21 protein-coding genes are annotated in these 26,781 nt (G+C 73.1%); 8 read left to right on the forward strand and 13 right to left on the reverse strand.

Annotated features, from left to right (window positions below; translation table 11 throughout):
- Positions 1-60 precede the first annotated feature (60 nt).
- Genes ABD335_RS09345 through ABD335_RS09365 form a run of 5 tightly spaced genes read right to left on the reverse strand, consistent with a single transcriptional unit; the run spans position 61 to position 7,975 of the window.
- A complete protein-coding gene (locus ABD335_RS09345; RefSeq protein ID WP_344321671.1) occupies positions 61-2,232 on the reverse strand; it encodes a glycoside hydrolase family 36 protein in 2,172 nt (723 codons plus the stop codon).
- 59 nt (positions 2,233-2,291) lie between these two features.
- Positions 2,292-3,311 carry an ABC transporter ATP-binding protein gene (locus ABD335_RS09350; protein ID WP_344321672.1) on the reverse strand — a complete coding sequence of 340 codons (1,020 nt, stop codon included), beginning with the start codon at positions 3,309-3,311 and terminating at the stop codon, positions 2,292-2,294.
- The gene (locus ABD335_RS09355) at positions 3,308-5,224 is read right to left on the reverse strand and encodes a dipeptide/oligopeptide/nickel ABC transporter permease/ATP-binding protein (protein ID WP_344321673.1); all 1,917 of its coding nucleotides are present in this window, start codon (positions 5,222-5,224) and stop codon (positions 3,308-3,310) included. Before ABD335_RS09355 ends, ABD335_RS09350 begins: the two co-directional genes overlap by 4 nt.
- Before the next feature lie 16 nt (positions 5,225-5,240).
- Positions 5,241-6,233: an ABC transporter permease gene (locus ABD335_RS09360; protein WP_344321674.1), complete on the reverse strand. Its 993-nt coding sequence runs from the start codon at positions 6,231-6,233 to the stop codon at positions 5,241-5,243.
- Positions 6,234-6,292: 59 nt separating this feature from the next.
- Positions 6,293-7,975, reverse strand: a complete 1,683-nt coding sequence (locus ABD335_RS09365) for an ABC transporter substrate-binding protein (protein ID WP_344321675.1) — start codon at positions 7,973-7,975, stop codon at positions 6,293-6,295.
- A 461-nt stretch (positions 7,976-8,436) separates the two neighbouring features.
- Between ABD335_RS09365 and ABD335_RS09370 the strand changes: the two genes are divergently transcribed.
- A complete protein-coding gene (locus tag ABD335_RS09370; protein WP_344321676.1) occupies positions 8,437-9,723 on the forward strand; it encodes an ROK family transcriptional regulator in 1,287 nt (428 codons plus the stop codon).
- 95 nt (positions 9,724-9,818) lie between these two features.
- On the opposite strand, the gene ABD335_RS09375 is transcribed toward ABD335_RS09370, so the two are convergent.
- From ABD335_RS09375 to ABD335_RS09385, 3 genes are all read right to left on the reverse strand, one after another.
- On the reverse strand, positions 9,819-10,259 hold the full coding sequence (locus ABD335_RS09375) for a DoxX family protein (RefSeq protein WP_344321677.1): 441 nt from the start codon (positions 10,257-10,259) through the stop codon (positions 9,819-9,821).
- Positions 10,260-10,288: 29 nt separating this feature from the next.
- Entirely contained in the window at positions 10,289-11,272 is a 984-nt protein-coding gene (locus tag ABD335_RS09380) for a glycoside hydrolase family 6 protein (protein ID WP_344321678.1), read from the reverse strand.
- Positions 11,273-11,695: 423 nt separating this feature from the next.
- Positions 11,696-12,277, reverse strand: a complete 582-nt coding sequence (locus ABD335_RS09385) for a DUF488 domain-containing protein (RefSeq protein ID WP_344321679.1) — start codon at positions 12,275-12,277, stop codon at positions 11,696-11,698.
- Positions 12,278-12,540: 263 nt separating this feature from the next.
- Between ABD335_RS09385 and ABD335_RS09390 the strand changes: the two genes are divergently transcribed.
- The gene (locus ABD335_RS09390) at positions 12,541-14,904 is read left to right on the forward strand and encodes an ATP-binding SpoIIE family protein phosphatase (RefSeq protein WP_344321681.1); all 2,364 of its coding nucleotides are present in this window, start codon (positions 12,541-12,543) and stop codon (positions 14,902-14,904) included.
- On the opposite strand, the gene ABD335_RS09395 is transcribed toward ABD335_RS09390, so the two are convergent.
- A complete protein-coding gene (locus ABD335_RS09395) occupies positions 14,888-15,847 on the reverse strand; it encodes an AraC family transcriptional regulator (protein ID WP_344321682.1) in 960 nt (319 codons plus the stop codon). The genes ABD335_RS09390 and ABD335_RS09395 overlap by 17 nt on opposite strands.
- Before the next feature lie 184 nt (positions 15,848-16,031).
- Here ABD335_RS09395 and ABD335_RS09400 point away from each other — a divergent pair, with 184 nt between their 5' ends.
- Positions 16,032-16,544, forward strand: a complete 513-nt coding sequence (locus ABD335_RS09400) for an anthrone oxygenase family protein (protein ID WP_344321683.1) — start codon at positions 16,032-16,034, stop codon at positions 16,542-16,544.
- A 328-nt stretch (positions 16,545-16,872) separates the two neighbouring features.
- A complete protein-coding gene (locus tag ABD335_RS09405; protein ID WP_344321685.1) occupies positions 16,873-17,220 on the forward strand; it encodes a zinc-binding dehydrogenase in 348 nt (115 codons plus the stop codon).
- A gap of 51 nt (positions 17,221-17,271) precedes the next feature.
- Here the strand turns inward: ABD335_RS09405 and ABD335_RS09410 are convergent, their stop codons facing one another.
- The 4 genes from ABD335_RS09410 to ABD335_RS09425 form a co-directional block, all read right to left on the reverse strand.
- Positions 17,272-18,279, reverse strand: a complete 1,008-nt coding sequence (locus ABD335_RS09410) for a Gfo/Idh/MocA family protein (protein ID WP_344321686.1) — start codon at positions 18,277-18,279, stop codon at positions 17,272-17,274.
- 108 nt (positions 18,280-18,387) lie between these two features.
- A complete protein-coding gene (locus ABD335_RS09415; RefSeq protein WP_344321687.1) occupies positions 18,388-19,272 on the reverse strand; it encodes a sugar phosphate isomerase/epimerase family protein in 885 nt (294 codons plus the stop codon).
- A 133-nt stretch (positions 19,273-19,405) separates the two neighbouring features.
- Complete coding sequence (gene iolG, locus ABD335_RS09420) at positions 19,406-20,398, reverse strand: inositol 2-dehydrogenase (RefSeq protein ID WP_344321688.1); 993 nt, start codon at positions 20,396-20,398, stop codon at positions 19,406-19,408.
- A gap of 79 nt (positions 20,399-20,477) precedes the next feature.
- On the reverse strand, positions 20,478-21,674 hold the full coding sequence (locus ABD335_RS09425) for a phytanoyl-CoA dioxygenase family protein (protein WP_344321689.1): 1,197 nt from the start codon (positions 21,672-21,674) through the stop codon (positions 20,478-20,480).
- 105 nt (positions 21,675-21,779) lie between these two features.
- On the opposite strand from ABD335_RS09425, the gene ABD335_RS09430 reads away from it, so the two are divergent.
- From ABD335_RS09430 to ABD335_RS09445, 4 genes are all read left to right on the forward strand, one after another.
- Complete coding sequence (locus ABD335_RS09430; RefSeq protein WP_344321690.1) at positions 21,780-22,820, forward strand: LacI family DNA-binding transcriptional regulator; 1,041 nt, start codon at positions 21,780-21,782, stop codon at positions 22,818-22,820.
- Positions 22,821-22,968: 148 nt separating this feature from the next.
- Positions 22,969-24,069 (forward strand): CPBP family glutamic-type intramembrane protease, encoded by a 1,101-nt coding sequence (locus tag ABD335_RS09435; RefSeq protein WP_344321691.1) that lies wholly within the window; start codon positions 22,969-22,971, stop codon positions 24,067-24,069.
- A 397-nt stretch (positions 24,070-24,466) separates the two neighbouring features.
- Positions 24,467-26,179 (forward strand): aa3-type cytochrome oxidase subunit I, encoded by a 1,713-nt coding sequence (gene ctaD, locus ABD335_RS09440; RefSeq protein ID WP_344321693.1) that lies wholly within the window; start codon positions 24,467-24,469, stop codon positions 26,177-26,179.
- A 124-nt stretch (positions 26,180-26,303) separates the two neighbouring features.
- A complete protein-coding gene (locus ABD335_RS09445; RefSeq protein ID WP_344322110.1) occupies positions 26,304-26,723 on the forward strand; it encodes a DUF2795 domain-containing protein in 420 nt (139 codons plus the stop codon).
- Positions 26,724-26,781: the final 58 nt, after the last annotated feature.

Below are 26,781 nucleotides of genomic sequence, written 5' to 3' on the forward strand. Positions count from 1 at the left end.
ACGCCCCGGGAGGGACCGGCCGGTGCCGGTCCCTCCCGGGGCCGGGGCGCGGGCGGGACGTCACTCGGGCCGTCGGCGGCGGAGCCGGACGACCCGGGCCGCGGGCGCGGGCACCGGGCAGGTCACCCGCAGCACGCCCCGGTCGGCGTCCCACCGCAGCGGCCAGGGGGCCGTGCCGGCGGTCCCCGTCGCGGGGAAGACCGTCTCGGGCACGGCGTCCGTGCCGCGCAGCCGGGCGACGGGCACCTCCAGTTCGGCGGGGGCGCCGGGCCGTCGCCACAGCGTCAGCAGGGTGTCGCCTCCGGGGCGGGAGGCCCGCAGCCCCAGCGCCACCCACGGTCCGGGCTCCCCGGCCAGGCCGAGCGGCCAGAAGGGCAGGGCGTCGGCGATCTCGGGCAGCAGGGCGCGGTGCGCGGCGACCGCCCCGCGGACCAGGCCGAGCCGCTCGCCGTCCATCCGGTCCAGCCGTCCGGCCAGGTACAGCCGTCCCAGGACGCCGGTGGCGAGCGTGAACACCGCCTCCTCGACCGTCATCTCCGGCTGCGCGTACGCCCAGTTGCCGGCCTGCTCGGGCAGGACGGAGGCGGGGGCGGCGGCCGCGATCGGCGGATAGAGCAGCGGGTTCTGCTGGTCGGAGGTGGACTGCAGGTGCAGTCGCGAGAGCATCGCGTAGTCCATGCGCATCGCGCCCGACGCGCAGTTCTCGACCAGCAGGTCCGGATGGCGCTCCAACAGCGCGTCCAGCCACGCCAGATGGGCGCGGTTGTGCTCCAGCAGGCCCTCGCCGGGGGCCGTGCCGCCGGTGTCGGTCCCGGCGCCGGGCATGATGTTGTAGTCGAGCTTGAGGTAGCCGATGCCGAAGTCGTCGACCAGGCGGTCGACGACGGCGTCCAGGTGTGCCCTGGCCGCCGGGTGCCGCAGGTCGAGGTGGTGGCGGCCGTGTTCGACCACGCGCGTGCCGTGGCGCCGGAAGAACGCCTCCTCGGGCAGGCGCTCCGCGACCGGTGAGCGCACCCCGACGACCTCCGGCTCCAGCCAGAGGCCCGGCACCATGCCGCGCTCCCGGATGCGGTCGGTGACCTCGGCCAGTCCGCCGGGGAAGCGGGTCGTCGACGGCCGCCACTCCCCCACGCCGTCCCACCAGTGGCCGTCCTCGTCGTACCAGCCGGCGTCGACGCAGAAGCACTCCGCCCCGGCCTCGGCCGCCGCGTCGACCAGCGGCAGCAGCCTGGCGGTGGTGGGATCGCCCATGAGGGTGTTCATGTAGTCGTTGCAGACCACGGGCAGGCGCGGTGCGCGATCCGGCGCGCGGCCCGGCGCACGACGGCGCAGCAGGGTGCGGCGCTGCCGGGTCAGGGCGGCGAAGACCCCGTCCACGCCCCTGTCCGCGCCCCCGGCCGCCACGGCGAGGGAGACCGGCACGGTGGTGAAGCCGCGCTCGGCCGTCACGGTCGTGCTCCACTGGTGCTCGGCGTCGGTCGGCCCCAGCAGCGCGACGTAGGCGCCCGCGACGGTCTCGCCCACCTCCCAGTGCCAGGCGCCGTTGTGCTCGATCTGCCAGGCCAGCGCCCAGGAGCCGTCGCGGGCGACGACCGCGCCGGTGGGCAGGTGCTCCCCCGTCGACCACGAACTGCGGGAGGTCAGCGCGAAGCGGCTGCGGGAGGCGTGGTGGTGGACGGCGGGGTCCGTCACCGGCAGTCCGGCCTCGCGCAGCGGTACGCGGTGCCACCGGGACTCGGCCACCCAGTCGCTGTCGCCGTAGAGCAGGTCGAACTCCTCCAGCGGGAGCCCGGAGTCGGTGAGGAAGGCGCCGGTGACGGCCGAGGTGACGGCCTGGACGCGTACCGCCTCCTCGCCCGTCGTGCCCAGTTCGGTCCAGGTCCGCACCGCGGGCACACCGTCGGCGGCCCGGAAGACGCTGGTGGCGGTCAGGCCGGTCACGGGGTCGGTCTGCTCGACCCGCAGTTCGCGGCCCCCGTCCGTGCGGGTCTCGGTGTGGCCGGTGTGGCGCAGCCGGGAGCCGAGCACGGTGTCGGCGTACCGGTGGCTGCCGGGGAAGCGGCCGTGGCCGAGCGCCTGCACCTCCACCAGCGGCACACCGGGCGCGCCGTCGGCCGGCGCGGCCCCGGTGTGCGCCGGGCGCAGGGAGAGCAGGCCGACCGGCTCGTCCCCGCCCACCCCCAACACCAGGTGCACGCCGCCGCCCGACCAGGTCAGCGGAGATCGGGACATGGGCGTGTGCTCCTTTCGCCGGGGGCGCCCCCGGACGGGCCGGGGGACGTGGTCGGCCGTCAGGCGGGACGCCCGGCGGTCGTGCCGTCGCCGGCCGGCCGCGCGTCCCGGCCGTCGCCGGGGTACAGCCGGCACGTCACGTGGTGGTCCGGGCCCACCGCGACGTCCTCCGGCCTGCGCGCGCAGATCTCCATCGCCGAGGGGCAGCGGTCCCGGAAGGCGCATCCGGGATCGTCGCCGGGGAGGGTGGAGCCGCCCGCCGGCTCCAGGCCCAGCGCCTCCCTGAGCCGGTCCCGGTCGCGGGCCTCGGGGTCGGGGGCGGCGGCCGCGAGGATTCTGGTGTACGGGTGCCGGGGGTTGAGGATGACCTCGTCCGCCGGTCCCCGCTCGACCACGCGCCCGCGGTACATCACCAGGATCTCGTCGGAGAAGTGCCGCGCGGTGGCGAGGTCGTGGGTGATGTAGAGGACGGCGAGGTCGTCCTCGCGCTGGAGGCGGGCGAGCAGGTTGAGCACGCCCAGCCGGATGGAGACGTCCAGCATGGAGACCGGCTCGTCGGCGACGACGACCCGGGCGCCGGGCGCCAGGGCGCGGGCGATGGCCACGCGCTGGCGCTGGCCGCCGGAGAGCTCGTGCGGGCGGCGCCGCGCGATGTCGGCGGCCGGGGTCAGGTTGACGCGCTCCAGGAGCTGTTCGACCGTGCGCCGGGTGTCCTCCCTGCCCTTGGTGCGGCCGTGCAGCTTCAGCGGGCGCGCCAGGTGGTGCTCGACGGTGTGGAAGGGGTTGAGGGAGGCGAACGGGTCCTGGAAGACCATCTGCACGTGGTCGCGGTAGTCGCGGTCGCCCACCCGCGTGCCGTCGGGCCGGGTGGCGACGATCTCCCCGGCGGTGGGCCTCTCCAGCCGGGCGATCATCCTCGCGACCGTGGACTTGCCCGACCCCGACTCGCCGACCAGCGCCACGGTCCGGCCGGGGGTCAGGGTGAAGGAGACGTCGTCGACCGCGCGGAACCTGGACTGCCGCAGTCCGGAACGTAGGGAGAAGTCCTTGGTCAGGCCGCGGACTTCGAGGGTCGTCATCGCGAACCCGCCTCCTTCACGGTCGTTTCGGTGCGCTCGCGGGCGCCGGACTCCCCGGTGCGGACGAACGCCCCGCGCTCGCCGGTGAGGCTGGGGAAGGAGTCGAGCAGCGTGCGGGTGTAGGGGTGTCGCGGCCGGCGGTGGATCTCCTCGGCGGTGGCGTACTCGACCACCTCGCCGTCGCGCATGACGGCGATCCGGTCGCTGAGTTCCAGCAGCAGCGGCAGGTCGTGGGTGATGAAGACGACGGCGAAGCCGAGTTCGTCGCGGAAGCGCAGGATCTCCCGGAGGATGCCGCGCTGGACCACCACGTCGAGGGCCGTGGTCGGCTCGTCCATGATCATCACCTGGGGGTCGAGCAGCAGCGCCATGGCGATCATGACGCGCTGGCGCATCCCCCCGGAGAGCTCGTGCGGGAAGGAGTCCAGCCGCCGCGGGTCGACGCCGACCAGGCGGAGGACCTCGGCGCACCGCTCGCGGCGCTCCTCGGCGGACATCCCGGGCCGGTGGGTGGTGAGGACGTCCTCCAGCTGCGCCCGGATGGAGACCACCGGGTTGAGGGCGTTCATCGCGCCCTGGAAGACCATCGACAGCTTCGACCAGCGGAAGGCGCGCAGCTCCTCCTTCTCCAGGGAGAGCAGGTCGATGTCCGTGCCGTCGCGGTCGTGGAAGACCACCGTTCCCGAGGTGACCTCGGCCGGCGGCCGGTGCAGCCGGTTGACGGCGTAGGCGAGGGTGGTCTTGCCGCAGCCGGACTCGCCCGCGAGGCCGAGGATCTCCCCGCGACCGAGCGTCAACGAGACGTTCTTGACGGCGTGTACGGGCTTCTCGCCCCGGTAGACCACGTTCAGGTTCTCCACGGTCAGGACGGCGTCCCGGCCGGAGGCGTCGCGCCGGGGCAGCGGACGCGCCTTCCGCTGACGGGAGTTCACCTCCCCGCCGGCCCGGCGGGCGCGCCGGGTGGCGGTGGGGACGGTGCGCAGCTTGGGGTTGATGATCTCGTCGATGCTGAAGTTGATCAGCGAGAGACCGCAGCCGAGCAGCGCGATGGCCAGGCCGGGCGGGCCGAACCACCACCACGCCCCGTACTGCAGCGCGAAGCCGTTCTGGGCGTAGTAGAGCATCGTGCCCAGGGTGTCGGAGTTGGAGGCGCCCAGCCCCAGGAAGGACAGGCCCGCCTCGCTGAGGATCGCCAGGATGACGGCGAACACGAACTGCGAGGCCATCAGCGGCAGCAGGTTGGGCAGGATCTCCACGGAGACGATGCGCCACGGCCTCTCGCCGGCCACCTTCGCCGCGGCGACGTAGTCGCGGTTGCGCAGGGAGAGGGTCTGGGCGCGCAGCACCCGGGCGGAGGCCGCCCAGCCGGTGATCGCCAGCACCACCGCGATGGTCCACCAGCCGCGCTGCTCGACGGGGACGAAGCCCGCGATGACGATGACCAGCGGCAGGCCGGGGATGACCAGCATGACGTTGGAGAACAGGGAGAAGCCCTCGTCCACCGCCCCGCCGACGTAGCCGCCGATGACGCCGAAGACCGCGGAGAAGAGGGTGGCCAGGACGCCCACCAGCAGGCCGATCTGCAGCGATCCGCGGGTGGCGTGGGCCAGTTGGGCCAGCACGTCCTGGCCGGTCTGGGTGGTGCCCAGCCAGAACTCCCCGCCGGGGGAGGTCATGCCGATGTCGCGGACCGTGTCGGGGTCGCCCACGAAGAGGGGTCCGAAGACGCCGAAGAGGGCGAGCACGACGACCAGACCGAGGCCCACGCCGAGCTTGGGCGACCAGCGCGGCAGCATGGCGTGTCGGCCGCCGGTCCCGGCGCGCCGGACGGTGGGGCCGGTGCCGGTGGTCCCGATGGGGGTGTCCGACGGCGCGTCCTCGACGGCTCCGGCGGACGGGTTGATGTTCGTCACGGTGTCGGTTCCTCAGCTATCGGTTGCCGGCACGGGTGCGGGGGTCGATCAGGCCGTACAGCAGGTCGACGACCAGGTTGGCGCCCAGCACGGCCACCGTGATGACCAGGAAGATCCCCTGCATCAGGGCGTAGTCGTTGTTCTCCACGGCCTGGAGGAGCCTCGATCCGATGCCGGGGTAGGAGAAGACCTGCTCGGTGATGATCGAGCCGGAGACCACGAACCCGAGGGAGATCGCGAATCCGGCGACCGACGGCAGGACCGCGTTGCGCGCGGCGTAGCGGGTCATGATGCGGCGGTCGCGCAGCCCCTTGGCCCGGGCGGTGAGGATGTAGTCCTCCGACACCGTCGAGACCATCATGTTCCGCATGCCCAGCAGCCAGCCGCCGACCGAGGAGATCACGATCGTCAGGGCGGGCAGGGTGCCGTGGTAGACGGCGGACGCGATGAACTCGCCGTTCCAGCCGGGGCTCAGGATCACGTCGTACCCGCCGTTGAGGGGGAACCACTTCAGGGTCGAGGCGAAGATCGCGACCAGGATCAGCGCCAGCCAGAAGTAGGGCACCGCCGCCAGGACGGTGGTGGCCGGGACGAGCGAGTCCAGCCAGGTGCCGCGCTTCCAGCCGACCAGGGTGCCGAGCCCGATGCCGAGCAGGAACGACATCAGGGTGGCGAGGCCCACCAGCACGACCGTCCAGGGCAGGGCGTCGGCGATGACGGTGGAGACGTCCGTCGGGAAGACGCTCACCGAGACGCCCAGGTCCCCGCGGACCATGTTGGCCAGGTACGACAGGTACTGGCCGATCAGGGGATCGCCGGTGTCGGTTCCGAGGAGAAGCTCGTAGGACCTGCGGACCGACGGGTCGGTCGCGCCGCCGCGTTGTTGCAGCTTCGCCATGAGGGTGTCCACCGGGTTTCCCGGCATCAGCCTCGGGATGAAGAAGTTCAGGGTCAGTGCCGCCCAGAGGGCGACGAGATAGAACCCGAGCTTCCGGGCGTAGTACCTCACCGATCGCCGCCTATCACCGTGTCTTCTCCTCGGAACCGTTCACCGTCGTCGGGCCGCCGTCAGCCGGCCGGCTTCAGGGCCTTGTAGATCTGCGCCTGGTCGGGGCGGCTCCAGACCGCCGGGACGGCGTAGAGGTTGTACTCCGTCGGCCAGCCCTCGAACTTCGAGGCGTGGTACTCGCTGGTGGTGCCGCCGGTCAGGACCGGGATGTAGGGCATGTCCCGCTCGATCTCGGTCTGGATGACGTCGTACTGCTTCCGGCGCTGCGCGGTCGCCTCGGGGGCGAGCTTCTTGAGCTCCTGGAGCGCCTTGTCGACCTTGGGGTTGCTGTACCGGGAGAAGTTCGGGTTCGCCGCCTCGCCGACCTCGGCGGTGGTCTCGGTGCCGAAGAAGTAGCTGTAGGTGTAGAAGGGGTCGGGCGACGGCCCCGGGTACAGCGAGTCGATCAGCAGCTGGTAGTTGCCCTGGCCGCGGGCCTCGGACCACTCGTTCCAGGAGGACTGCTGGGGAGTGATCTTGATGCCGACCTTCTTCAGCTGCTCGGCCAGGGTGTCGACCGCGGTGATGTAGTCGGTCCAGCCGGAGACGACCCGGACGGTCAGGGAGAGCTTCCGCCCGCCCTTGGCGTAGACGCCGTCCGGACCCTTGGTGTAGCCGGCGTCCTTCAGGATCCGCTCGGCCCGGGCGGCGTCGGCCCGCATCGGGGCCAGGCTCTCCTCGAGCTTGGCGGAGACGAGTTCCTTGTTGCTCTCCACCAGGGCGAATCCGGGGGAGATCTGGCTGGAGGTGTTCTGGAACGCCAGCGAGTTGAGCTGGGTGCGGTCCATGGCGTAGTAGATCGCCTTGCGCACCGCCGGGTCCGTCTGCGGTCCCTTGCACCCCAGTTCGGGGTTGGCGCAGGTCATCAGGGCGGTCTGGTTGATCGGGACCGTGACGGCCTTGTAGCCGGGGTAGTTCTTCTCGACGTTCCGGATGTCCGGGACGGGACCGGTCTGCCAGTCGATCTTCCCGGCCGCCAGGGCGTCGGCGCCGGCCTGGTTGCCCGACAGGGCCACGTAGCGGACCTGCTTCACGGCCGGCTCGCCGTCCCAGTAGTCGGGGTTGGCCTTGAGGGTGAACGCCTGGCCCTTGAAGTCGCCCAGCGTGTACGGGCCGGTGCCGACCGGCTTGCGGACGGTGTCCTTGGAGGGCTGCTCGACGTCCTTCCAGATGTGCTCGGGGACGATGTAGATCTTGCCGAGGATCTGCGGCCCGTCCATGTAGGAGGGCTCGTCGAAGGTGATCTTGACGTGGGTGTCGTCGACGGCCTCGGCCTCGCCCTTGTAGCCGGTGCCGTTCATCTCCTTGTGCCGGGAGATCATGTCCAGCGTGAAGACCACGTCGTCCGCGGTGAACTCCTCGCCGTCGGACCATGTGACGCCCTCGCGCAGGGTGATCGACAGCTCGGTGCCGTCCTCGTTCCAGGAGTACTCGGTGCCCAGCAGCGGCTTCGCGGGCTCGTCGCGGACCTGGTTGAAGTAGAAGAGCGACTCGAAGATCGTGCCCGGCCCCTCGACCATGGTGGGCGAGAACGGGTTGAAGTTGGCCTGGTAGTCGCCCGCCTGCCCCGTGAAGACCACCAGGGTGTCGTTCTTGCCGCCGCCGGAGCCGCTCGACTGCGAACACGCCGTGGCCAGCAGGGCGATGGCGGCCATTCCGACCGCCGCGACGCGCGCACGGCGGCGTCTTGCTTGCAGGAACATGATCGATGGATCCTCTCGTGACTGGAGGGGCACGCCGGTGTGCCGTCGGCCGCCGCGCGGCCGGGCGGGGGTCGCTCACGTGGGGCGATTCTTAAGTCGCCAAAGAAAGAAAGTCAATACTTCTGTCACACCCCGGCGCCGCGGGAACACGAGGGGAAACCGCGACGGAAGCGGAGGATGCGCGGACGACCTGCCGCGGAACGCGAGGAAGAGCACGCGAGGAGGAGGATCGACGGAGCCCGTTCCGGGGAACCGCTCCCACGGAACTCGCGGGGAAACCCCGGGGAACTCCCGGGCGAAAGGCGCCGGGGCGGCGGAAGGGGGCCGTCTCCCGTCCGGGCGGGCGGACGCTTGCTCCCCTTCGATAGACAAATAAACTAACGGTTCGTGTACGCGCGGCGCGGCCCGCGCGGACCACGTCGACAGTGTGGACGCCCCGGCGGGGCGCGGGCGGAGGAACAGTGAGCGGACCAGCGCGGACCACGGCCCATGCGAGCAGCAGGGCGGCCGTGCTCGACGTGATCCGCGCGGCGGGCACCATCAGCCGGGTCGGCCTCATCAACGCGACCGGGTTCACGGGCGCGACGATCTCGACCGTCGTGCGCCGCCTCATCGACGACGGGCTCGTGGTGGAGACCGGCCGCGCGGAGTCCACCGGCGGCAAGCGTCGGGTCCTGCTCCAGCTCAACCAGTCGTCCCGGTACGCGGTCGGGGTCCACCTCGACCACGCCGGCCTCACCTACGTCCTGACCAACCTCGGCGGGTCGGTCGTCGCCCGGATGTCCCGGGCGGGCGCGGGGGCCGAGGACCCCCCGGCGGTCGTCGCGCGCATGGCCGGCGAGGTCGACGCCCTCATCGAGAGCGTCGGCGTCAAGCGCGAGCGGGTGCTCGGCCTGGGCCTGGTCTCCCCCGGCCCCCTCTCCCCCACCAGCGGGATGCGGCTGACCCCGCCCCTGATGCGGCACTGGGAGGACTTCCCGCTCGACCGCGCGCTCCAGGAGGCCACCGGGCTGCCGGTCGTCTCCGACAACGACGCCACGGCGGCGGCCCTCGGCGAACACTGGTCCGGCGGCGTCGGCGGCGCCGCCACCTTCGCGGCCCTGTACATGGGCACCGGCATCGGCGCGGGTCTGCTGGTCGACGGGATCACCTACCGGGGCACCAGCGGGAACGCCGGCGAGATCGGCCACAGCTGCCTGGACGTGGAGGGCCCCGAGTGCTGGTGCGGGGCCCGCGGCTGCGTCGAGGCGCTGGCCGGTCCCTCCGCGGTCGTCGCCGCCGCCCGCGCCGACGAGACGCTGGCCCGCGCGGCCGGACTGGCCGACGACTCCAGGCGCGGCCGGCCGTCGTCCGTGACCGCGGACTTCGCGGCGGTCACCCGCGCCGCGCGCCGCGGCGAGCCGGGGGCCCGCGCCCTGCTGGAGCGCTCGGCGCGCTACCTGGCGGTGGCCGCCCGCACGCTCGCCAACATCATGGACCTCGAACTGGTGGTGCTCACCGGCCCGAGCCTGGCGATCGCGGGGTCGGTGTACCTGCCCGTGGTGCAGGAGGAGCTCGACCGCGCGTTCTTCTCCCGCGCGGCGCACCCGGTCGCCGTCCGCCTCTCGCGGTCGGCCGCCACCGCGCCCGCGATCGGCGCGGCGGCCATGGTTCTCCAGTCGGAGCTCGTGCCGCTGCGCCAGGGGCTCCGCCTGCCGGACAACCTGGCCGACTCCGAGCCCGTCCCCGTGCGGTCCGCCGGCGCCTGAGCGACGTGGACGCACGGTCGGCGCCGCGGGATCGTTCCGCGGCGCCGACCGTCCCCGTACCGCCGTCCGGCGTTCCCCTCGGACGGCGGCGACCCTCAGGCGGCGGTGACCCTCACCCCCTCGCCGTCGGCCGTGCGCTCGGCGCGGGTGAACAGCGAGCCCAGCGCCCACGCGCCGGGTCCGAGGGCGGCGATGAGGAAGAAGGCCCAGCAGAACATCGCGGCCGCCTCCCCGCCGTTCTGGATGGGGAAGAGCGCGCCGGGCTGGTGCTCGACGAAGTAGGCGTACGCCATCGAGCCGGAGCAGATCACCGCGGCGGTGCGCGTGCCGAGGCCGAGCACCACCAGGACGCCGCCGACGAGCTGGATGCCCGCCGCCCACCAGGCGGGCCACTGTCCGACCTCGGGGACGTGGCCGCCGTGGGGGCCGCCGAGCACGTCGAACAGGGTCGCCGCGCCGTGGCAGGCGAACAGCAGCCCCACCACCATGCGGTAGAGCGCGATGACGTGGCTCTTGTGTCTCTCCAACAGTTCCACGGGATGTCCTCTCTCGGCCGTTCCGCCGTTCACCGGGTCCTCGTCGGTGCCGCGACGGCCATGTCGTAGGCGAGTTGGGGCATGAACCGCCCGGCCGGTCCCGCGCAGCCGTCCGCCTCGCCGGGGAGCTTGACCCACAGGAAGGCGTCGATCCGGTCGTCGCCCGTCCGGTCGGTGCTCGGAGTGCCGATCGCGCGTCCGGACGGGTCGCACCACTGCCCGCCGGCGGGGCCGTTGCCGTTGCGGCTGGTGTCGATCACCGCGTTCAGGTCCGGTGAGCCGATCGCGTTCAGCACCGCCTTGGCGTAGGCGACCTCGTCGGCGGTGCGGTTGTAGTTGGAGACGTTGGTGGAGATGCCGTCGGCGCTGTCGACGATCCCGGCCGCCTTCAGCCGGGCCGCCATCTCCGCCGGCGGGTGCCAGTTGGAGTGCGCGGCGTCGAAGTACACCTTCGCCCGGGACGACGCGGCCTTGAGCGCCCTGCCCGCGTAGGCCATCGACTCCCGCGTCAGGGCCTGCTGGTCGGCGCTCTGGCAGTTGGACATCAGCGCCAGGACGTCGGGCTCGACGACGACGGCCGCCGGACGGCCCTCCAGGCCGGCGGCGAGCTGGTCGATCCACTGGCGGTAGGCGGAGTGGCTGGACGCGCCGCCGCCGCTGGCGCCGCCGCAGTCCCGGTTGGGCATGTTGTAGACCACCAGGATCGGGGTCCTGCCCTTCTCGGCGGCGGCCGTGACCAGCGCGTCCACCTGGGAGCGGACCGTGCTCGTGTTGGTCGAGGTGAACCACTGCCCCTGCGGAACGCTCGCGATCCGGTCGCGTATCACGGCGGCGCGCGGGTCGCCGGGGTTGGCCGCCACCCAGCGGGCCGCCTGCGTGTCGGGGTTGACGTAGTACGGGGAGTCGGCCGCCTGCGCGGTACCGCCCGGCACCAGCAGCGCCGCGGCGGTCGCCGTGACGGTGGCGACCGCCGCGAGGACACGGCGCGCCAGGGGAAAGGTCTTGCGGAGCATACGTACTCCTCGGTGGGGGGACAGAACCGCCGCCTCGCGGCGACGCGGCACGCTCCGGACCGCTCGGTCCGTGCCACCTCCCACGTGACGCGGACGGGGGAGGTGTCCATGCCACACACGGCTGCGGACGGCGGCCCGTGGGGGTCGCAGGGACGCGGTCACCGGATCGGCGGTGCGGCGCCACGGTGGACGCCGACCGTCGGCCACCGACCGCCGATCCGGAGCATGTGAGGTGGGACACAGAATGGGAGCGCTCCCAAAGAGAGTAGTCACACCGGGTTCCGCGTCAAGGGAAACTGCCGGGTAAGTGCGAAGCGACGACCGCGTGAACAGGTATGTGACGACAGAAAGGGCATCACGACGCCCCGGAAGAGCCGATCCGGCCCCGCCCTTTGCCATGGGAGCGGTTCCATCACGGTGGGGTCAGGGCCGTGCCGCTCCCCCGCCGGACGCGGCGTCGGAGGCGTCCGGGGCGTCGTAGACCATCAGCCCGTCCTCCCGCAGCCGCACGCCCGGGGTCGGCGTGTGCGGGACGAGCCTGCCGTCGTGCATCAGGTGCGCCACGCGCACGCCCCGGGTCACCACGGCGGCGTCGGCGATCAGCCGGCGGTGGCAGCGCCACCACACCGCCTCGCTGCACATGACGGCGGTCCGGCCCCGCTCGGCGTCCTCCAGCAGCCGGTCCAGCGCCTCCCGGAAGGACGCGTCCCGGGTGTGCGCGGCGTACCCCCGGAAGGAGGCGTTGCGCCAGACCGTGTCGGGGGAGTCGGGCGCCGGCCGCCGGAACCCGCCCAGCCTCTCGTCCCAGCGGTAGTCGACGCCGTGTCCGGGCAGCCACTCCCGGAGCCGGTCGCGGGCCACGTCCGGGTCGCGACGGCTGCCCGGGAACGCGCGGACGTCCACCACCAGGGCGATGCCCGCCCCCGTCACCAGGCGGGCCAGCCGGTCCCGGTCGGCGGTGCCGTGACCGAAGGTGACCAGGGCGGGTGCCTCCGTGACGCCCATGCCGACCCGCCCCTTCCCCGACTCCGGCCCCTTCCGACACTCCGAGTGCCGCCCGGGGTTCCTCCCGGACTCCGGGGGTACCCGTTCGCTCCAGCGGCATGCGCCCGATGGGCCCGCGCACGGACCGTTGTCGTCATGCGCACGGGCTCCCCTCGGGGTTGAATGGCCGAAGCAGCGTCGCACTCCCGGAGCGAGGCAACCGAGTGAATCCGACCAGGCACCCTCACGACTCCGCCCCTCCGCCGGGCAGCACGGTCGTGTTCGTGCTGGACGGGCACGGAGCCGTGCTCCAGTGCACGGCCTCGGTGCTGGACCTGACCGGCCACGCGGTCGAGGAGGTCCGCGGGCGGCGCATGGCGGACCTCGCCACCGTCCCCGGCCCCTGGAACGGGCCGCTCGACGTCGCGCCCGGGAAGTCCCTGGAGGTCCGTACGTCCCTGAGGCACCGCGACGGCACGCCGATCGAGGTGGACGCCGAGGTGCTATCGCTGCCCGAGGGGAGCAGGGCGCGGTTCCTGGTGTGCGCCGTCCCCTCGGCCCTGGGGCGGCGCCCGACGGAGGACCAGGCCCTGCTGCGCGCCCTGTTCAACCAGAACCGCATCGGACTGGTCGTCCACGACACCGACCTGCGGACGACCCGGGTGAACCTCGATCCGCGGTACTTCGGTGTGCCCGAGGTCCCGGGCGACTCCACGTTCCCGCAGGACACCCGGCTCGGAGAGATCCTGGTGCCCGAGGACGCCGAGGCGATCGAGGAGAAGCTGCGGCAGGTCCTGGAGAGCGGCGAGGCGCTGGTGGACTGGGAGCACTCGGCGCGGCGGCGGATCGCTCCCCACCAGGAGCGGACGGTGTCCCTGTCGGCCTTCCGGCTCCAGGACGCGCACGGCCGCGTCATCGGGGTCGCGGCGGTCCTCACCGAGACCACCGAGCAGTACCTGGCCCGGCGGCGGCTGGCGCTCCTCCACGCCGCCGCCGCGCGGCTGGGACAGACCCTGGACATCACCCGCAACTCCGAGGAGCTGGCCAGGATCCTGGTGCCCGAATTCGCCGACCTGGCGTGCGTGGACCTGGTCGAGACGATGTTCCGCGGTCAGGAGCCCGGCGCCTTCACGCCGGGAACGCCGCTGCGCAGGGTCGCGGTGAACTCGGCGGACGGCTCCTGGCCGGCGGAGGTGTACCAGCGCGGCGAGACCGTCCGCGTCCGGGAGGAGGAGAGCGAGAACCTCCGCGAGGGACGGACCGTCCTGGTGCCCGACATGGCCGCCTGGCGGAAGCGGATGGTCACCGACCCCGAGCGGCTGCGGCTGCTCTTCCCCGAGGTGGCGACCTCGGGGCTGTTCGTCCCGCTGCACGCCCGGGGCCACGTGCTGGGCGTGTTGGGGCTGTGGCGCGACGGCAGGCGCGTGCCGTTCGCCCGCGGCGACGTCCCGCTGGCGGAGGAGATCGCCTCCCGGGCCGCGCTGAGCGTGGAGAACGCCCGCCGCTACACCTCCGAACTCCGCACGGTCGAGAGTCTCCAGCGCAGTCTGCTGCCGCCGGCCGGGGTGGAGCTCAGCGCGGCCGAGACCGCCGGGACGTACGTGCCGGCCGGCACCGCGGCCGGCGTCGGCGGCTGCTGGTACGACGTCATCCCGCTCTCCTCGGCCCGGGTGGCCTTCGTCATCGGCGACGTGGCCGGACACGGGCTGGAGGCGACGGCCACCATGGGCCGGCTGCGCACGGCCGTCCAGACCCTCGCCGACCTGGACCTCGCCCCCGAGGAGCTGCTCACCCATCTGGACGACCTCGTCATCCGGCTGTCCACCACCGAGCCGCAGGCGAACGGCGGCGAGGGCAGTGTGGTGGGCGCCACCTGCCTGTACAGCGTGTACGACCCGGTCACCGGGCGGTGCGCCATGGCCAGCGCCGGCCATCCGCCCCCCGTCCTGACCAGCGCGGGAGGGGCGACCCGCTGCGTGGACCTTCGGCCGGGACCGGCCCTGGGGCTGGGCGGCATGCCCTTCGAACCCGTGGAGCTGCACCTCGCTCCGGGCGGTGTGCTGGCCTTCTACACCAACGAGCTGGTGGCCCACGGCGGCGGGGACTGCTCCCACGGCCAGTTGCGGCGGCTGAGCGAGGGGCTGGAGAACGCCGTGGCGGCCGGCGGCCCGCCCACCGAGGTCGGGCGCGCCGTGCTCGACCACGTCCTGACCGAGCCCCCGGCCGACGACGTGGCCCTCCTGGTGGCCAAGGTGCGGGCCCTGCCCGACGACGCCACCGCCTCCTGGCGGTTCATGGCCGATCCCACCATCGTCGCCCAGGCGCGCGATCTGGCCACCGCCCAGCTCACCGCCTGGGGCATGGAGGAGCTGGTGTTCACCACCGAGCTGATCGTCAGCGAGCTGGTCACCAACGCCATCCGCTATGCCGGCCCGCCCATCGGGCTGCGGCTGATCCGGGACAAGACGCTGATCTGCGAGGTCTCCGACCCCAGCCAGACCCAGCCGCACCTGCGCCGGGCCCGGCTGACCGACGAGGGCGGGCGCGGTCTGTTCCTCATCGCCCAGATCGCCCACCGCTGGGGCAGCCGGTACACCCCCTCCGGCAAGACCATCTGGACCGAGCAGTCCCTCACGGGCGCGCTCTGAGGTCCGTCCCCCCGGCCTCCGTCCGGTACCGCCGCGGGCTGACGCCGTGGACGCGGCGGAAGGCGGTGCTGAGCGCGAACGCGCTGCCGTAGCCGACCTGCCGGGCCACCGCGCCGATCGTGGCGTCCGTCCCGCGCAGCAGGTCGGCGGCGAGGGAGAGACGCCGGTCGGTCAGGTACGTCATGGGCGGCCGGCCGACCAGGGCGGTGAAGCGCCGGGCCAGGGCCGCCCGGGAGACGCCCACCCGGGCGGCGAGCTCGGCGACCGTCCAGGGGTGGGCCGGGTCGTCGTGGAGCAGCCGCAGGGCGCGTCCCACCACGGGGTCGCCGTGCGCCCGGTGCCAGGGCGGCGCCCCGGCCTCCGGCCGGGCGAGCCAGGAGCGCACCACGCCGGTCAGCAGCAGGTCCAGCAGTCGGTCCAGGACGGCCTCCTGGCCGGGTTCCGCCCTGGCGATCTCCTCGCCGAGCAGCGGCACCAGGGCGGAGTCCCAGTCGTCGCGGGCGAGGACCAGCAGCGGGGGCAGGGCGTCCAGCAGCCGGCGGCCGATCTCGCCGGGCATCCGGTAGGTGCCGATCAGCAGCACCGCGGAGCCGTCCGGGGCGTCGCCCCAGGTGCGCACGCCCAGGCCCATCGTGTCGCACAGTTCCTCGCCGTCCGGGGTGGTGGAGCGCTCCCCGGGATGGATCACGACCCGGGGCGGTGTGGCCGGGTCGTCGGCGACGGTGTACGGGTCCGGGCCGCGGGCGACCGCGACGTCGCCGGGTTCCAGCCGCACGGCCCCGCCGTCGTCCGGGACCATCCACGCCTCGCCCCGCACGGGCGTCACCAGGCTGAGCGGCGCGCGGTCCCGCACGCGGACGGACCAGGGCGGGTTCAGGATCGCCCGCATCAGGAACGCTCCACGGGCCCGGGGACCGTCCAGCAGACCCGTGAGTGCGTCCATGGCCCCGAGTGTAGACGCGCGGGCATGGAGGCGAGCCTCTCGATGATGGACCTCCCTCCGGCGCTCCCGTTTGACTGGGAGTCGGCGGGGGACGGACCTCCGCGCTCCTCCTCTCCGTCCTCCTTCGCCGCTCCTTCTCCGCTCCCCCGTCTCCGTTCTCCATCCCCTTCCTCGGGAGGCCGCCGTGCCCGAACCCCGCACCGCCGCGCTGGTCGTGGCCACCGTGACCACGGGTCTGATCGCGGGACTGTTCTACGCCTACGCCTGTTCCGTCATGCCCGGTCTGGGCCGGGCGGACGACCGGACCTTCGTCGAGGCGATGCGGCGGATCAACGTGGCGATCCTCAACGGGTGGTTCGCCCTGTGCTTCGCCGGCGCGCCCCTGGCCTGCGGGGCGGCGGCCCTGCTCCACCTGGGCGGCGGTGGCCGGCCGGTGCTGCCCTGGACGGTGGCCGCGTTCGCGCTGTACGCGGTGGTCCTGGTCGTCACCTTCCGGGTCAACGTCCCCCTCAACGACGCGCTGGCCGCGGCCGGCGCGGTGGACCGCGGCGCCGATCTCGCGGCGGTGCGCGAGCGGTTCGAGGCGCGGTGGGTGCGGTGGAACACCGTGCGCGCGGTGGCCGCCACGGCCTCGTTCGGCTGCCTGGTCTGGGCGTTGGTGCTGCACGGGCGTCTCGTCCAGGGGGGTGGCGGGTGACCGGGGCCCGGCGGGGCGTCTCGTCGGGCGAACGCGGTCGCGTCGTCCGCCGGTCGAGGCGAACCGGGGTCCGGAGCCGTGGAGCGCTGTGGGGCACGCCCCGCGGTCGGCCTGTGGGGCCGCCGCCGTCACGGGAGGGAGTCCGGTGTGCGCGCTGTCCGGGTCGCCGAGTTCAGTCCGCCCGAGGTGATGCGGGTGGCGGAGGTGCCGGATCCGGAGCCGGGCGAGGGCGAGGTGCTGGTGGACGTCGCCGTGGCCGGGGTCCAGTTCGTCGAGACGCTGGTGCGGGCGGGCCGACCGGGTGCGGCGGGCGGCCGGCGGACGCGGGGTGGACGTGGTGTGGGACTCGGTGGGCGGCGCGGCCGGCCGTCAGGCGGTGGAGGCCCTGGCGCCGGGCGGGCGGTTCGTCGTCTACGGGGTCGCCTCGGGCACCGGCACCGAGATCCCCGGCGCGCTGGTCTACGCCCGGGGCCTGACCGTCATCGGCTACGGCGCCGGCAATCCGGCCCTGGACCACTCGCGGCGCCACGCGCTCCAGGCCCGCGCCCTGGCCGAGGCCGCCGTCGGACGACCGAGGCCCGTCGTCGGACGGCGCTACCGGCTGGAGGAGGCCCCGACGGCGCACACGGCGCTCGCCGCCCGCGAGACGGTGGGCAAGGTGCTGCTCGTGCCCTGAGCGTCCCCGGGACCCGACCCGGCGACCGGTTCGGGCCGGGCCCCGAATCCCTCAGACGAGTTGCCCGTCCTCGGTGACGGCCACGGGGCGGTTGAGACGGCGGGACAGCTCGCACGCCGTGGCGATCTCCAGGGCGTGGAGGCCGTCGCCGGGCGGGCTGGGGTTCTCCGCCCTCCCCCGGACCACCTCGACGAACTGCCTGATCTGGGCCTTGTAGGCGGTGTCGAAGCGCTCCGGGAAGCCCTGGTGGGGCTCCGCGGGCGGCGGCGCGTCCTCCTCCAGGGACGCGACCGGTGTCCGGGGGCCGACGCCCGCGGCCAGGGTGGCGCGGTCGCCGAAGACCTCGATCCGGCAGTCGTACCCCTGGCCGTTGGCCCGCGCCCCGCTGACCAGGGCACGGGCCCCGGACGCGAAGGTGAGGACCGCGACGGCGGCGTCGGCGTCGCCGCAGTCGGTGTAGGGGGACCCGCTGAAGGCGTTGCCCTGGGCGTAGACCTCCACGACCCGCTCCCCCAGCACCCAGGGGACGGCGTCGAAGTCGTGGATGAGCAGGTCCCGCCAGATGCCGCCGGAGGTGGGGATGTACTCCGGCGGCGGCGGAACCCTGTCGTGGGCGACGGTGCGCACCAGTTGCGGGCGTCCGACCGCGCCCGCGGCCACCTCCTCCCGCAGTCGGCGGTAGGCGGGGTCGTACCGGCGCTGAAAGGCGATCAGCACCGGCACGCCGGACGCCTCCACGTCCCGTGCCAGGGCCGCCAGGGTGGGGCGGTCCATGGCCGCGGGCTTCTCGCACAGCACCGGGACGCCCGCCGCGATCGAGGCGCGGATGATGTCGGGGTGGGTGGCGGTGCTCGTCGCCACCAGGAGCCCGTCGGCCTCGGCGAGCACGTCCTCCAGGGTGGCGCGGGCACGGGCCTTCTCGCCCAGCGCGGCGGCCTCCCGTTCCGCCTTGGCCGGATCCCGGCTGGTCAGAAGCAGTTCGGACACCTCGTCGTCGGCGACGGCGTTGGCCGCGTGCATCAGACCGATCCGGCCCAGGCCGATGAGACCGATTCTCATGGGTTCCCCGTTCTCCCCTTCTCTCTCCCGCGTCTCTTCCGTTTCCTCCGGCGTCCCTCCGGCGTCCCTCCGACGTCCCTCCGGCGGTCGCGCCGCAGGGACGCCGGGTCAGCCGGCGGCGAGGCCGGCGTCCACCTCGCCGAGGAAGCGCACGCCGGCGCGGACGTCCGTCAGCGGTCCCTCGCCCTCCGGCTCGCCGGTGAGCACGGTGTCCTGCTCCATCACGTACCAGCCGGCGTAGCCGGACGCCTCCAGGAGGCGGACGATCTCGGCGATGTCCACGTCGCCCTCCCCCAGGGGGCGGTACATCCCGGCGCACACCGCGTCGTAGTAGGGCAGTTCGCCGGCGCGGACGCGGGCGGCGACGGCGGCGTCGACGTCCTTCAGGTGCGTGTGCGTGATCCGCTCGGGCACCTGGCGGACGAGTTCCACGGGGTCCGTGCCGCCGGCCAGCAGGTGGCCGGTGTCCAGGCACAGGGGCACCTCGCTGCCCTCCAGCACCCGGTCCACCTCCTCGCGGCGCTCCACGAGCGTGCCCATGTGCGGGTGGAGGGCGAGGGAGACCCCGCGCAGCGCGCAGCGCTCGGTGATGCGGTCCAGGTTGGCGAAGAGGGTGGCCCATCCGGCGGCGTCGAGGGCGGGACGCTCGTCGTAGCCGTCCAGGCCGGTCGCGGCCGCCAGGACGAGGGTGCCGGCCCCGGCGGCGACGAACCCGTCCAGCGCCGCGTCGACGACGGGCAGCGGGTCGCGGTCCGGGTCGTGGACGACGGCGGGGACGAAGCCTCCCACGGCGCGCAGTCCGTACGACCGCAGCAGGTCCGCCTTCTCCTCCGGCTCGTCGGGGAGGAAGCCGTCGGGTCCGAACTCCGTTGCGGCGAGGCCGAGTTCGCCCATCTCGGCGAGCACCCGGTGGGGTGCGAGCTGGTGGCCCCAGCCGGGCACTTCGCACACTCCCCAGGAGATGGGGGCTCCGGCGATGCGGTCCATGATCATGTCGGGTGTCCAGGTTCTCTTCGGTCGGAGGGGTACCGGGCCGGGGAGCGCCGCGGTGCCCTCCGATGTCCGTTCGGGTGCCGGTCCGCGCCCGGGGCCGGGCGCGGACCGGGTGGTGGGCGGGCGGGTTCGGTCAGCCCACCGTGACGGTGCGGCCGGTGCGCACGCTCTCGCGCGCGGCGTCGGCCAGGACGAGGGCGGCCCGGCCGTCGGCGTATCCGGGGCTCGGCGGCGTGCCGCTCTCCACGGCCTCGGCGAAGTACTCCAGTTCGCGGCGGTAGGCGTCCTGGTAGCGCTCCAGGAAGAACCGCAGGTACGGGGAGGCGGTCTCCACCCCGGCCGCCGTGTACGCGCGCACGGTGGTCGGCGTCCGGTTGGCGGCCTGGAGCATGCCGTCGGTGCCGAACGCCTCGATCCGCTGGTCGTAGCCGAAGGCGCAGCTACGGCTGTTGGCTATCTGGCACAGGCGTCCGTCGGCCGAGCGGAGGGTGACCACGGCGTGGTCGGCCTCCCCGCTCCCCTCCGGTCCGCCCGCGCCCACCGGGGCGGCCATGGCGTGGACCTCGACGATGTCGCCGAGGAAGAACCGGGCCATGTCGAAGTCGTGGATCGTCATGTCCCGGAAGATCCCGCCCGCGACCGCGGCGTACTCGGCGGGCGGCGGCTCGGGGTCGCGACTGGTGATCACCAGGTGCTCCAGCCGGCCGATCTCCCCGGCGGCGACGCGGGCGTGGATCTCGGCGAAGGCCGGGTCGAACCTGCGGTTGAAGCCGATCATCACGCGGGGGTCGGATCCGGCGATCCGCTCCCAGCAGGCGTCGACCCGCTCCAGGTCCAGGTCGATCGGTTTCTCGCACAGCACGGCCTTGCCGGCGTCCGTGGCGGCGGTGATCAGATCGAGGTGGGTGGGGGTGGGACTGGCGATCACCACCGCGTCGACCGCGGGGTCCGTCAGGACCTCCTCGGCCTTCCGGGTGGCCTTGGCACCGTACTGTCCGGCGAGCCGGTCGGCGGCGTCCGGGACCGGGTCGCAGACCCAGGACAGGCGGGTCCGGGGCCCGGTGGCGATCGTGTCCGCGTGCACGCGACCGATGCGGCCGCTGCCGAACAGGGCGATGTCCAGCATGGGGTGCGCCTTTCGACGAGGGTGGCGGAACCGTGCGGGGAAGGGGATGCGGGAGGGAGAGGGAGGGGCGGGCGGGCCGCTACACCTCCTCGGTCCTGCGGCGCTCGCCGTGGGCCGTCAGCCGCTCGCGCAGCGTCCGCGGGTCCCACTCCTCCGCCACGGCGCGGCGCAGCAGGTCGGCCTGGGTGCGGGGGGCCAGCCCGTCGACCGGCGGGTCGCGGTCGAGGTTGGTGGGGAACGCGTAGCCCTCGGCGCAGGCGGCGATGACGTTCTCCAGGGTGTCCTCGGAGGCGCCCGACGCCTTGAGCCGCAGCAGTTCGGGGTAGACGGCGTTGCACATCCGCTCGCGGTCCACGCTCTCCATCGCGCGGCCGAACGCCGAGGAGATCTGGAGCAGGTTGGCCATGCGCCTGATGTCGGCGGAGCGGTTGTGTCCGGCGCCGTGGAAGAGCGCGGGGTTGAAGAACGCCGCATCGCCCTTGGCCAGCGGCAGTTGGACGTGGTTCCGCTCGAAGTGGTCGCGGAACTCCGGCAGTCGCCAGGCCAGGTAGCCGGGCGCGTACTTCTGGGAGTGCGGCAGGTACATCGTCGGCCCGCTCTCCACCGGCATGTCGCAGTGGGCGACCGCGCCCTGGAGGGTCAGCGCGGGCGAGAGCAGGTGCACGTGGGCGGGGAACCGTCCGACCTGCTCGTTGGAGAGGAAGCCCAGGTGGTAGTCGCGGTGCGGGTCCTGGGCGGCGCCACCGGGGTTGACCACGTTGACCTGCGAGGTGATCTGGTAGCCCGGGCCGAGCCAGGCGGTGGAGATCAGCGCGACGATCTCGTTGGCGTAGTACTCGGCGAACACCGCCGGGTCGGCGACGGCCAGCTTCTCGGCGGCGTTCCACACCCGGTCGTTGGCGCCGGGCCGGGCGAAGTGGTCGCCCACCGCCGCGCCGGCCGCGTGCTGGTCGGCGATCAGCGCCCGGAACGCCTCGGTGGCCCGGTCGACGACCGAGGTGTCGGCGAAGGCGCGCTCGAACACCACCAGGCCGGGTCCGTCCATCAGGGCGCGGGCCAGCTCGGCGAGCAGTTCGCGGCGCCGGTCCGGCGAGCCCAGGTGGTCGCGCAGCCGGTCGCCGTCGTAGACGAGGACGTTCCGCTCGACCGCCGCGGCGTACGGGTAGTCCGCCGGGTCGGTGACGCTGTCGACGACGGCCAGGAAGTCCTCCAACCGGCAGTCGTCCTCCGTCAGCCAGGCGGGGGTGCCGGCGAGCGCCGGGGGGAGAGCGGTCATGGTTCACGTCCCTTCGTGGAATCACCGCGGAACGTCTGACAGCCTAGGGAGCGCACTCCATCATTCCAACGGCAGAAAGCCATCAAAAACCCCTCAAGGAGCGTGATGGGAAGCCATCCCTACCCGATCCGCGAGATCGCCCTCCAGGCCGGCGTCAGCGAGGCCACCGTCGACCGCGTGCTCAACGACCGCGGCGGCGTGCGGGCCAGCACCGCGCGGACGGTCCGACAGGCGATCGTCGACCTGGACCGCCAGCGGAGCCAGGTGCGCCTGAGCGGGCGCACCTTCATGGTCGACGTGGTCATGCAGGCTCCCGACCGGTTCTCCTCCGCCGTCCGCGCCGCGCTGGAGGCCGTGTTGCCGTCCCTGCGCCCGGCCGTCATCCGGTCCCGCTTCCACTTCCGCGAGACCGGGCCCGTGGGCGAACTGGTCGCCGCCCTGGACCGGATCGCCCGCCGGGGCTCCCAGGGCATCCTCCTCAAGGCTCCCGACATCCCGGAGGTCAACGAGGCCGTCCAGCGCCTGGAGGCACGCGGGATACCGGTCGTCACCCTGGTGACGGACCTGCCCAGCAGCCGGCGGCTGGCCTATGTGGGCATCGACGACCGGGCCGCCGGCGCCACCGCCGCCTACCTCGTCCACCAGTGGCTGGGCGACGGGCCCGGCGACGTCCTGACCACCCTCAGCCGCGGCTTCTTCCGCAACGAGGAGGAGCGGGAGATGGGCTTCCGGAGCACGCTGCGCGCCCTGGCGCCGGACAGGACCCTGGTGGAGATCGACGACACCGACGGGCTCGACGCCACCATGCACGACCTCGCCCTGGCCGCCTTGAAGGAGCATCCGGGGATCAGGGCGGTCTACTCCATCGGCGGCGGCAACAACGCGATCGTGACCGCCTTCGACGACCTGGGCCTGGACCGCCCGGTGTTCATCGCGCACGACCTGGACGGCGACAACACCCGGCTGCTGCGCGAGGGAAGACTGTCCGCGGTGCTCCACCACGACCTGCGCCAGGACATGCGCCGTGCCTGCCAGCTCGTCATGCAGGCGCACAAAGCCCTTCCCGGCAGCCCGCGGTCCATCCCCTCCGCCGTCCAGGTGATCACCCCGTACAACATGCCGGCCGTCACCGTGCCGGGGGCCTGAGCCCGGCCGGCGGCGTCCCGCACGGCGCCCTCACCCCGTCGGGGAAGGTGTCGACGATGTGTCCGAGGTGTCGACGGACCGTCACCGGATACCCGGAAGAAGAACCCTCGTCCCCAGCCGACACCGACTCGTACGGGAAGACGTGCCCGTGGCCCAGACCCTGCCGAACACCGGCTCTCCGCGCACCGGTTCACCCCTGCCGGCCCCCGTCCGGGCCCGCCGTCCGGACGCACCGCCCCGCCGCCCCCGCGCCGCCGACGCGCGGCGGGCGGCGCGCGACCTGCGGCACCTGCTCCTGGTGACGTGCGCCGTACCGGTCGTGGGCTCGGCGGTCGACTTCGCCGCGCTGGCGGGCGCTCCGGTGCACGGCTGGTCCGACGCGCTGCTCCCCTGGCTCCGGCTGGCCTGCTCGGCCGCCACCGGTGCCTGGCTGGTCCGGCTGTCGGCGGCCCGCGCGGCACGGCGGCCCGCCCCGCGGCCGGCCTTACGGCTGTGGGCGGCGCTCGCCCTGGCGGCCCTCGCCGTCGGCGCGCGCGCCGTGGATCTGGTGCGGGCCGGCGAGGCGCAGGGCGCGACGGGGAGCCTGGCCACCACCGCCCTGCTGGCCTGGCTCTGCGGAGAGCTGGCCGTCCGGCACGGCGCGGGATGGCGCGGACTGGGCGTCCGGCCGCCCGGCGCCCGCACCCCGGCCGGACGGCTGACGGCCGTGATGGTCTTCGGCGCCGTCTTCGTCATCGCCTACACCACGGTCACCTGGATGGCCCACCTCCAGCTGACCCTGCCGGAGGTCGCACCCCGGCTCCCCGTCCTGGACGGGGCCCAGAGCGCGGCGCTGGGCTGGCGCGGACCGGCGGACATGGTGGCCAACGTGCTGTTCACCGGCGTCGCCGAGGAGATGGTGCTGGTCGGCGCCGTCGTCGTGCTGGGGCACGCCGCGGGCCGCCCGCTGTGGGCGGTCTGCGCGCTCAGTCTGGCACTCCGGGTCGCGGCGCACCTGTACCTGGGCGTGCCGGGGGCGGCCCTCGTCCTGCTGGGCGCCTGCGCCCTCGTCCTGTACCTGCGCTACGGCCGGCTCACTCCGTTGGCGGCCGGACACGTCGTCTACGACCTGGCCGCGTCCTGGGCGCCCTCCACCGCCGCACTGCACACGTGGGCCTTCGCCGCCCTGCTGACCACCGGCGCGGCGTTCGCGGTGTGGCTCAACTGGTTCGCGCCGTCCACCGGGCCGGAGGGCGAGCCCGGCCGCTGACGGCGCCTCACGGAAATCCGTGTGTTTCGTCCGTCGCTCCGTGGTCACTCCCCTGAGGGCGACCCGGCCGGTGGACGCCGTCCCGGAGGCCGGTCGCGGAGGCCGGTCGCGGACGCGGCGCGGCGGACACGGCGTCGATGCCGTTGCCGTCGGAGACTCGTACGCGTAAGACAGAAGGCAGCGAATAACAACAAAAGCAGCATTCGTGCCACACGCCCACCAAAGGACCGAACACCAACGGATCGGCCTCGCGGTGTCATGCACGTCGAGGCGGGCTCGCCGCAACGGCCGTCCGCGGTCATTGGCGGGAATTCCGGGGCCGACAGGTGTGCGCACACCGGACGGGGAACGCGTCCGGATACCGGTCGGAGCTGGGCGGGTCGAGAGGACGCGGACCATGGCGGTAAGGACGGAAGAGGTCAGGCCGGGGGAGGCTCCCCGCAGGAGCCTGGGAGCGGTGGCGGTCACCTGGTTGACCACCACCGACCACAAGAAGATCGGCTCCCTCTACATCATCAGCTCGTTCGGCTTCTTCCTGATCGGCGGAGTCCTGGCGCTGCTGATCCGGGCCGAGCTGGCGCGCCCGGGCATGCACATCCTCTCCAACTACCAGTACAACCAGGCGTTCACCATGCACGGCGCGATCATGCTGCTGCTCTTCGCGACGCCGCTGTTCGCCGGGTTCGCCAACGCCATCATGCCGCTGCAGATCGGCGCGCCGGACGTGGCGTTCCCGCGGCTGAACATGTTCGCCTACTGGCTGTACCTCTTCGGCGGTCTGATCACGGTGAGCTCCTTCCTCACCCCCGACGGCGCCGCCGACTTCGGTTGGACGGCGTACACGCCGCTGTCCGACAACACCCGCACGCCCCAGATCGGCGCCGACCTGTGGGTCATGGGCCTGTCCCTCTCCGGCTTCGGCACGATCCTGGGCGCGGTCAACTTCATCACCACGATCATCTGCATGCGCGCGCCGGGCATGACGATGTTCCGGATGCCGATCTTCACCTGGAACGTCCTGCTGACCAGCGTGCTGGTCCTGCTGGCCTTCCCGGTGCTGGCCGCCGCCCTGTTCGCCCTGGCGTCGGACCGTACGCTCGGCTCCCACGTCTACGACGCGGAGGTCGGCGGCCCGATCCTCTGGCAGCACCTGTTCTGGTTCTTCGGCCACCCCGAGGTCTACATCATCGCGCTGCCGTTCTTCGGCATCGTCACCGAGATCATCCCGGTCTTCTCCCGCAAGCCGATCTTCGGCTACATCGGCCTGATCGGCGCCACCGTCGCGATCGCGGGCCTGTCGGTGACGGTCTGGGCGCACCACATGTTCGCCACCGGCGCGGTGCTGCTGCCCTTCTTCTCCTTCATGTCGTTCCTGATCGCGGTGCCGACGGGCGTGAAGTTCTTCAACTGGATCGGCACCATGTGGCAGGGCTCGCTGAGCTTCGAGACCCCGATGCTCTGGGCGATCGGCTTCCTGGTCACCTTCCTCTTCGGCGGTCTGACCGGCGTCATCCTGGCCTCCCCGCCGCTGGACTGGCAGGTCACCGACAGCTATTTCGTCGTCGCCCACTTCCACTACGTGGTGTTCGGCACCGTGGTGTTCGCGATGTTCGCCGGCTTCCACTTCTGGTGGCCGAAGTTCACCGGCAAGATGCTCGACGAGCGGCTCGGGAAGATCCACTTCTGGACGCTGTTCATCGGCTTCCACGCCACGTTCCTGGTCCAGCACTGGCTGGGCGCCGAGGGCATGCCGCGCCGGTACGCCGACTACCTGGCCGCCGACGGCTTCACCGGCCTCCACATGATCTCCACCATCGGGGCCTTCCTCCTCGGCCTGTCGACGCTGCCGTTCCTCTACAACGTCTGGAAGACGGCCCGGTACGCGCCGAAGATCGAGGTGGACGACCCGTGGGGCTACGGCCGCTCGCTGGAGTGGGCGACCTCCTGCCCGCCGCCGCGGCACAACTTCGTCACCCTGCCGCGGATCCGGTCCGAATCCCCCGCCTTCGACCTGCACCACCCCGACGTCGCGGCCATCGACCAGGAGGAGAACGTCGGGCGCCGGGACATCGCCGACGTCACTCCGGAGCGGAAGGGCGACATGGGGTGACCGCGCGCTGGTCACCGAACTGATCATAAACCGTGCTCAAACGGTGTAATGCCGACATCCGGGGGAACATGGTTCGGACGTGACACACCCCGCCGACCACTGTCTGGACCTTCGGGAGGACGACATGGCCACGCACGGGAAGAACAAGACGGGCCCCATGCGGGACGACGAGCTCAAGCAGGAGATGGAAGGCGAACTCCGCGCGAGCCGGTCGACCCGCATGGACGAGGAGCACGAGCTCCAGCCCTCCGGCGAGGACCAGCCGGACGTGGACCGGGCGCCGAACACCGTGCTCACCGGCGGCACGCCGCCGGGGATGGACCAGGAGGACGTCGAGCTGCGCAGCGAGCTGGCCCGACACCTGGGCAAGGAGCTGTACCCGGCCGACCGCGACGCCGTGCTCGACACGCTGCGCGAGAACAACGCGCCCGACCGTCTGGTGAACCTGGCCGAGAGGCTGCCGGCCGGCCAGGAGTTCCGGAACGTCCAGGACATCGCCCGGGCCCTCGGCCTGGGCGTGGAGGACGTCACCCACCGCACCTGACGCGCCGACGGCACGGGCCGCCGGAGACCGCTTCCCCGGCCGGACGGCACCCGCCCGG

Origin of the sequence: Streptomyces macrosporus (assembly GCF_039533145.1) — a bacterium.
Lineage (GTDB): Bacteria > Actinomycetota > Actinomycetes > Streptomycetales > Streptomycetaceae > Streptomyces > Streptomyces macrosporus.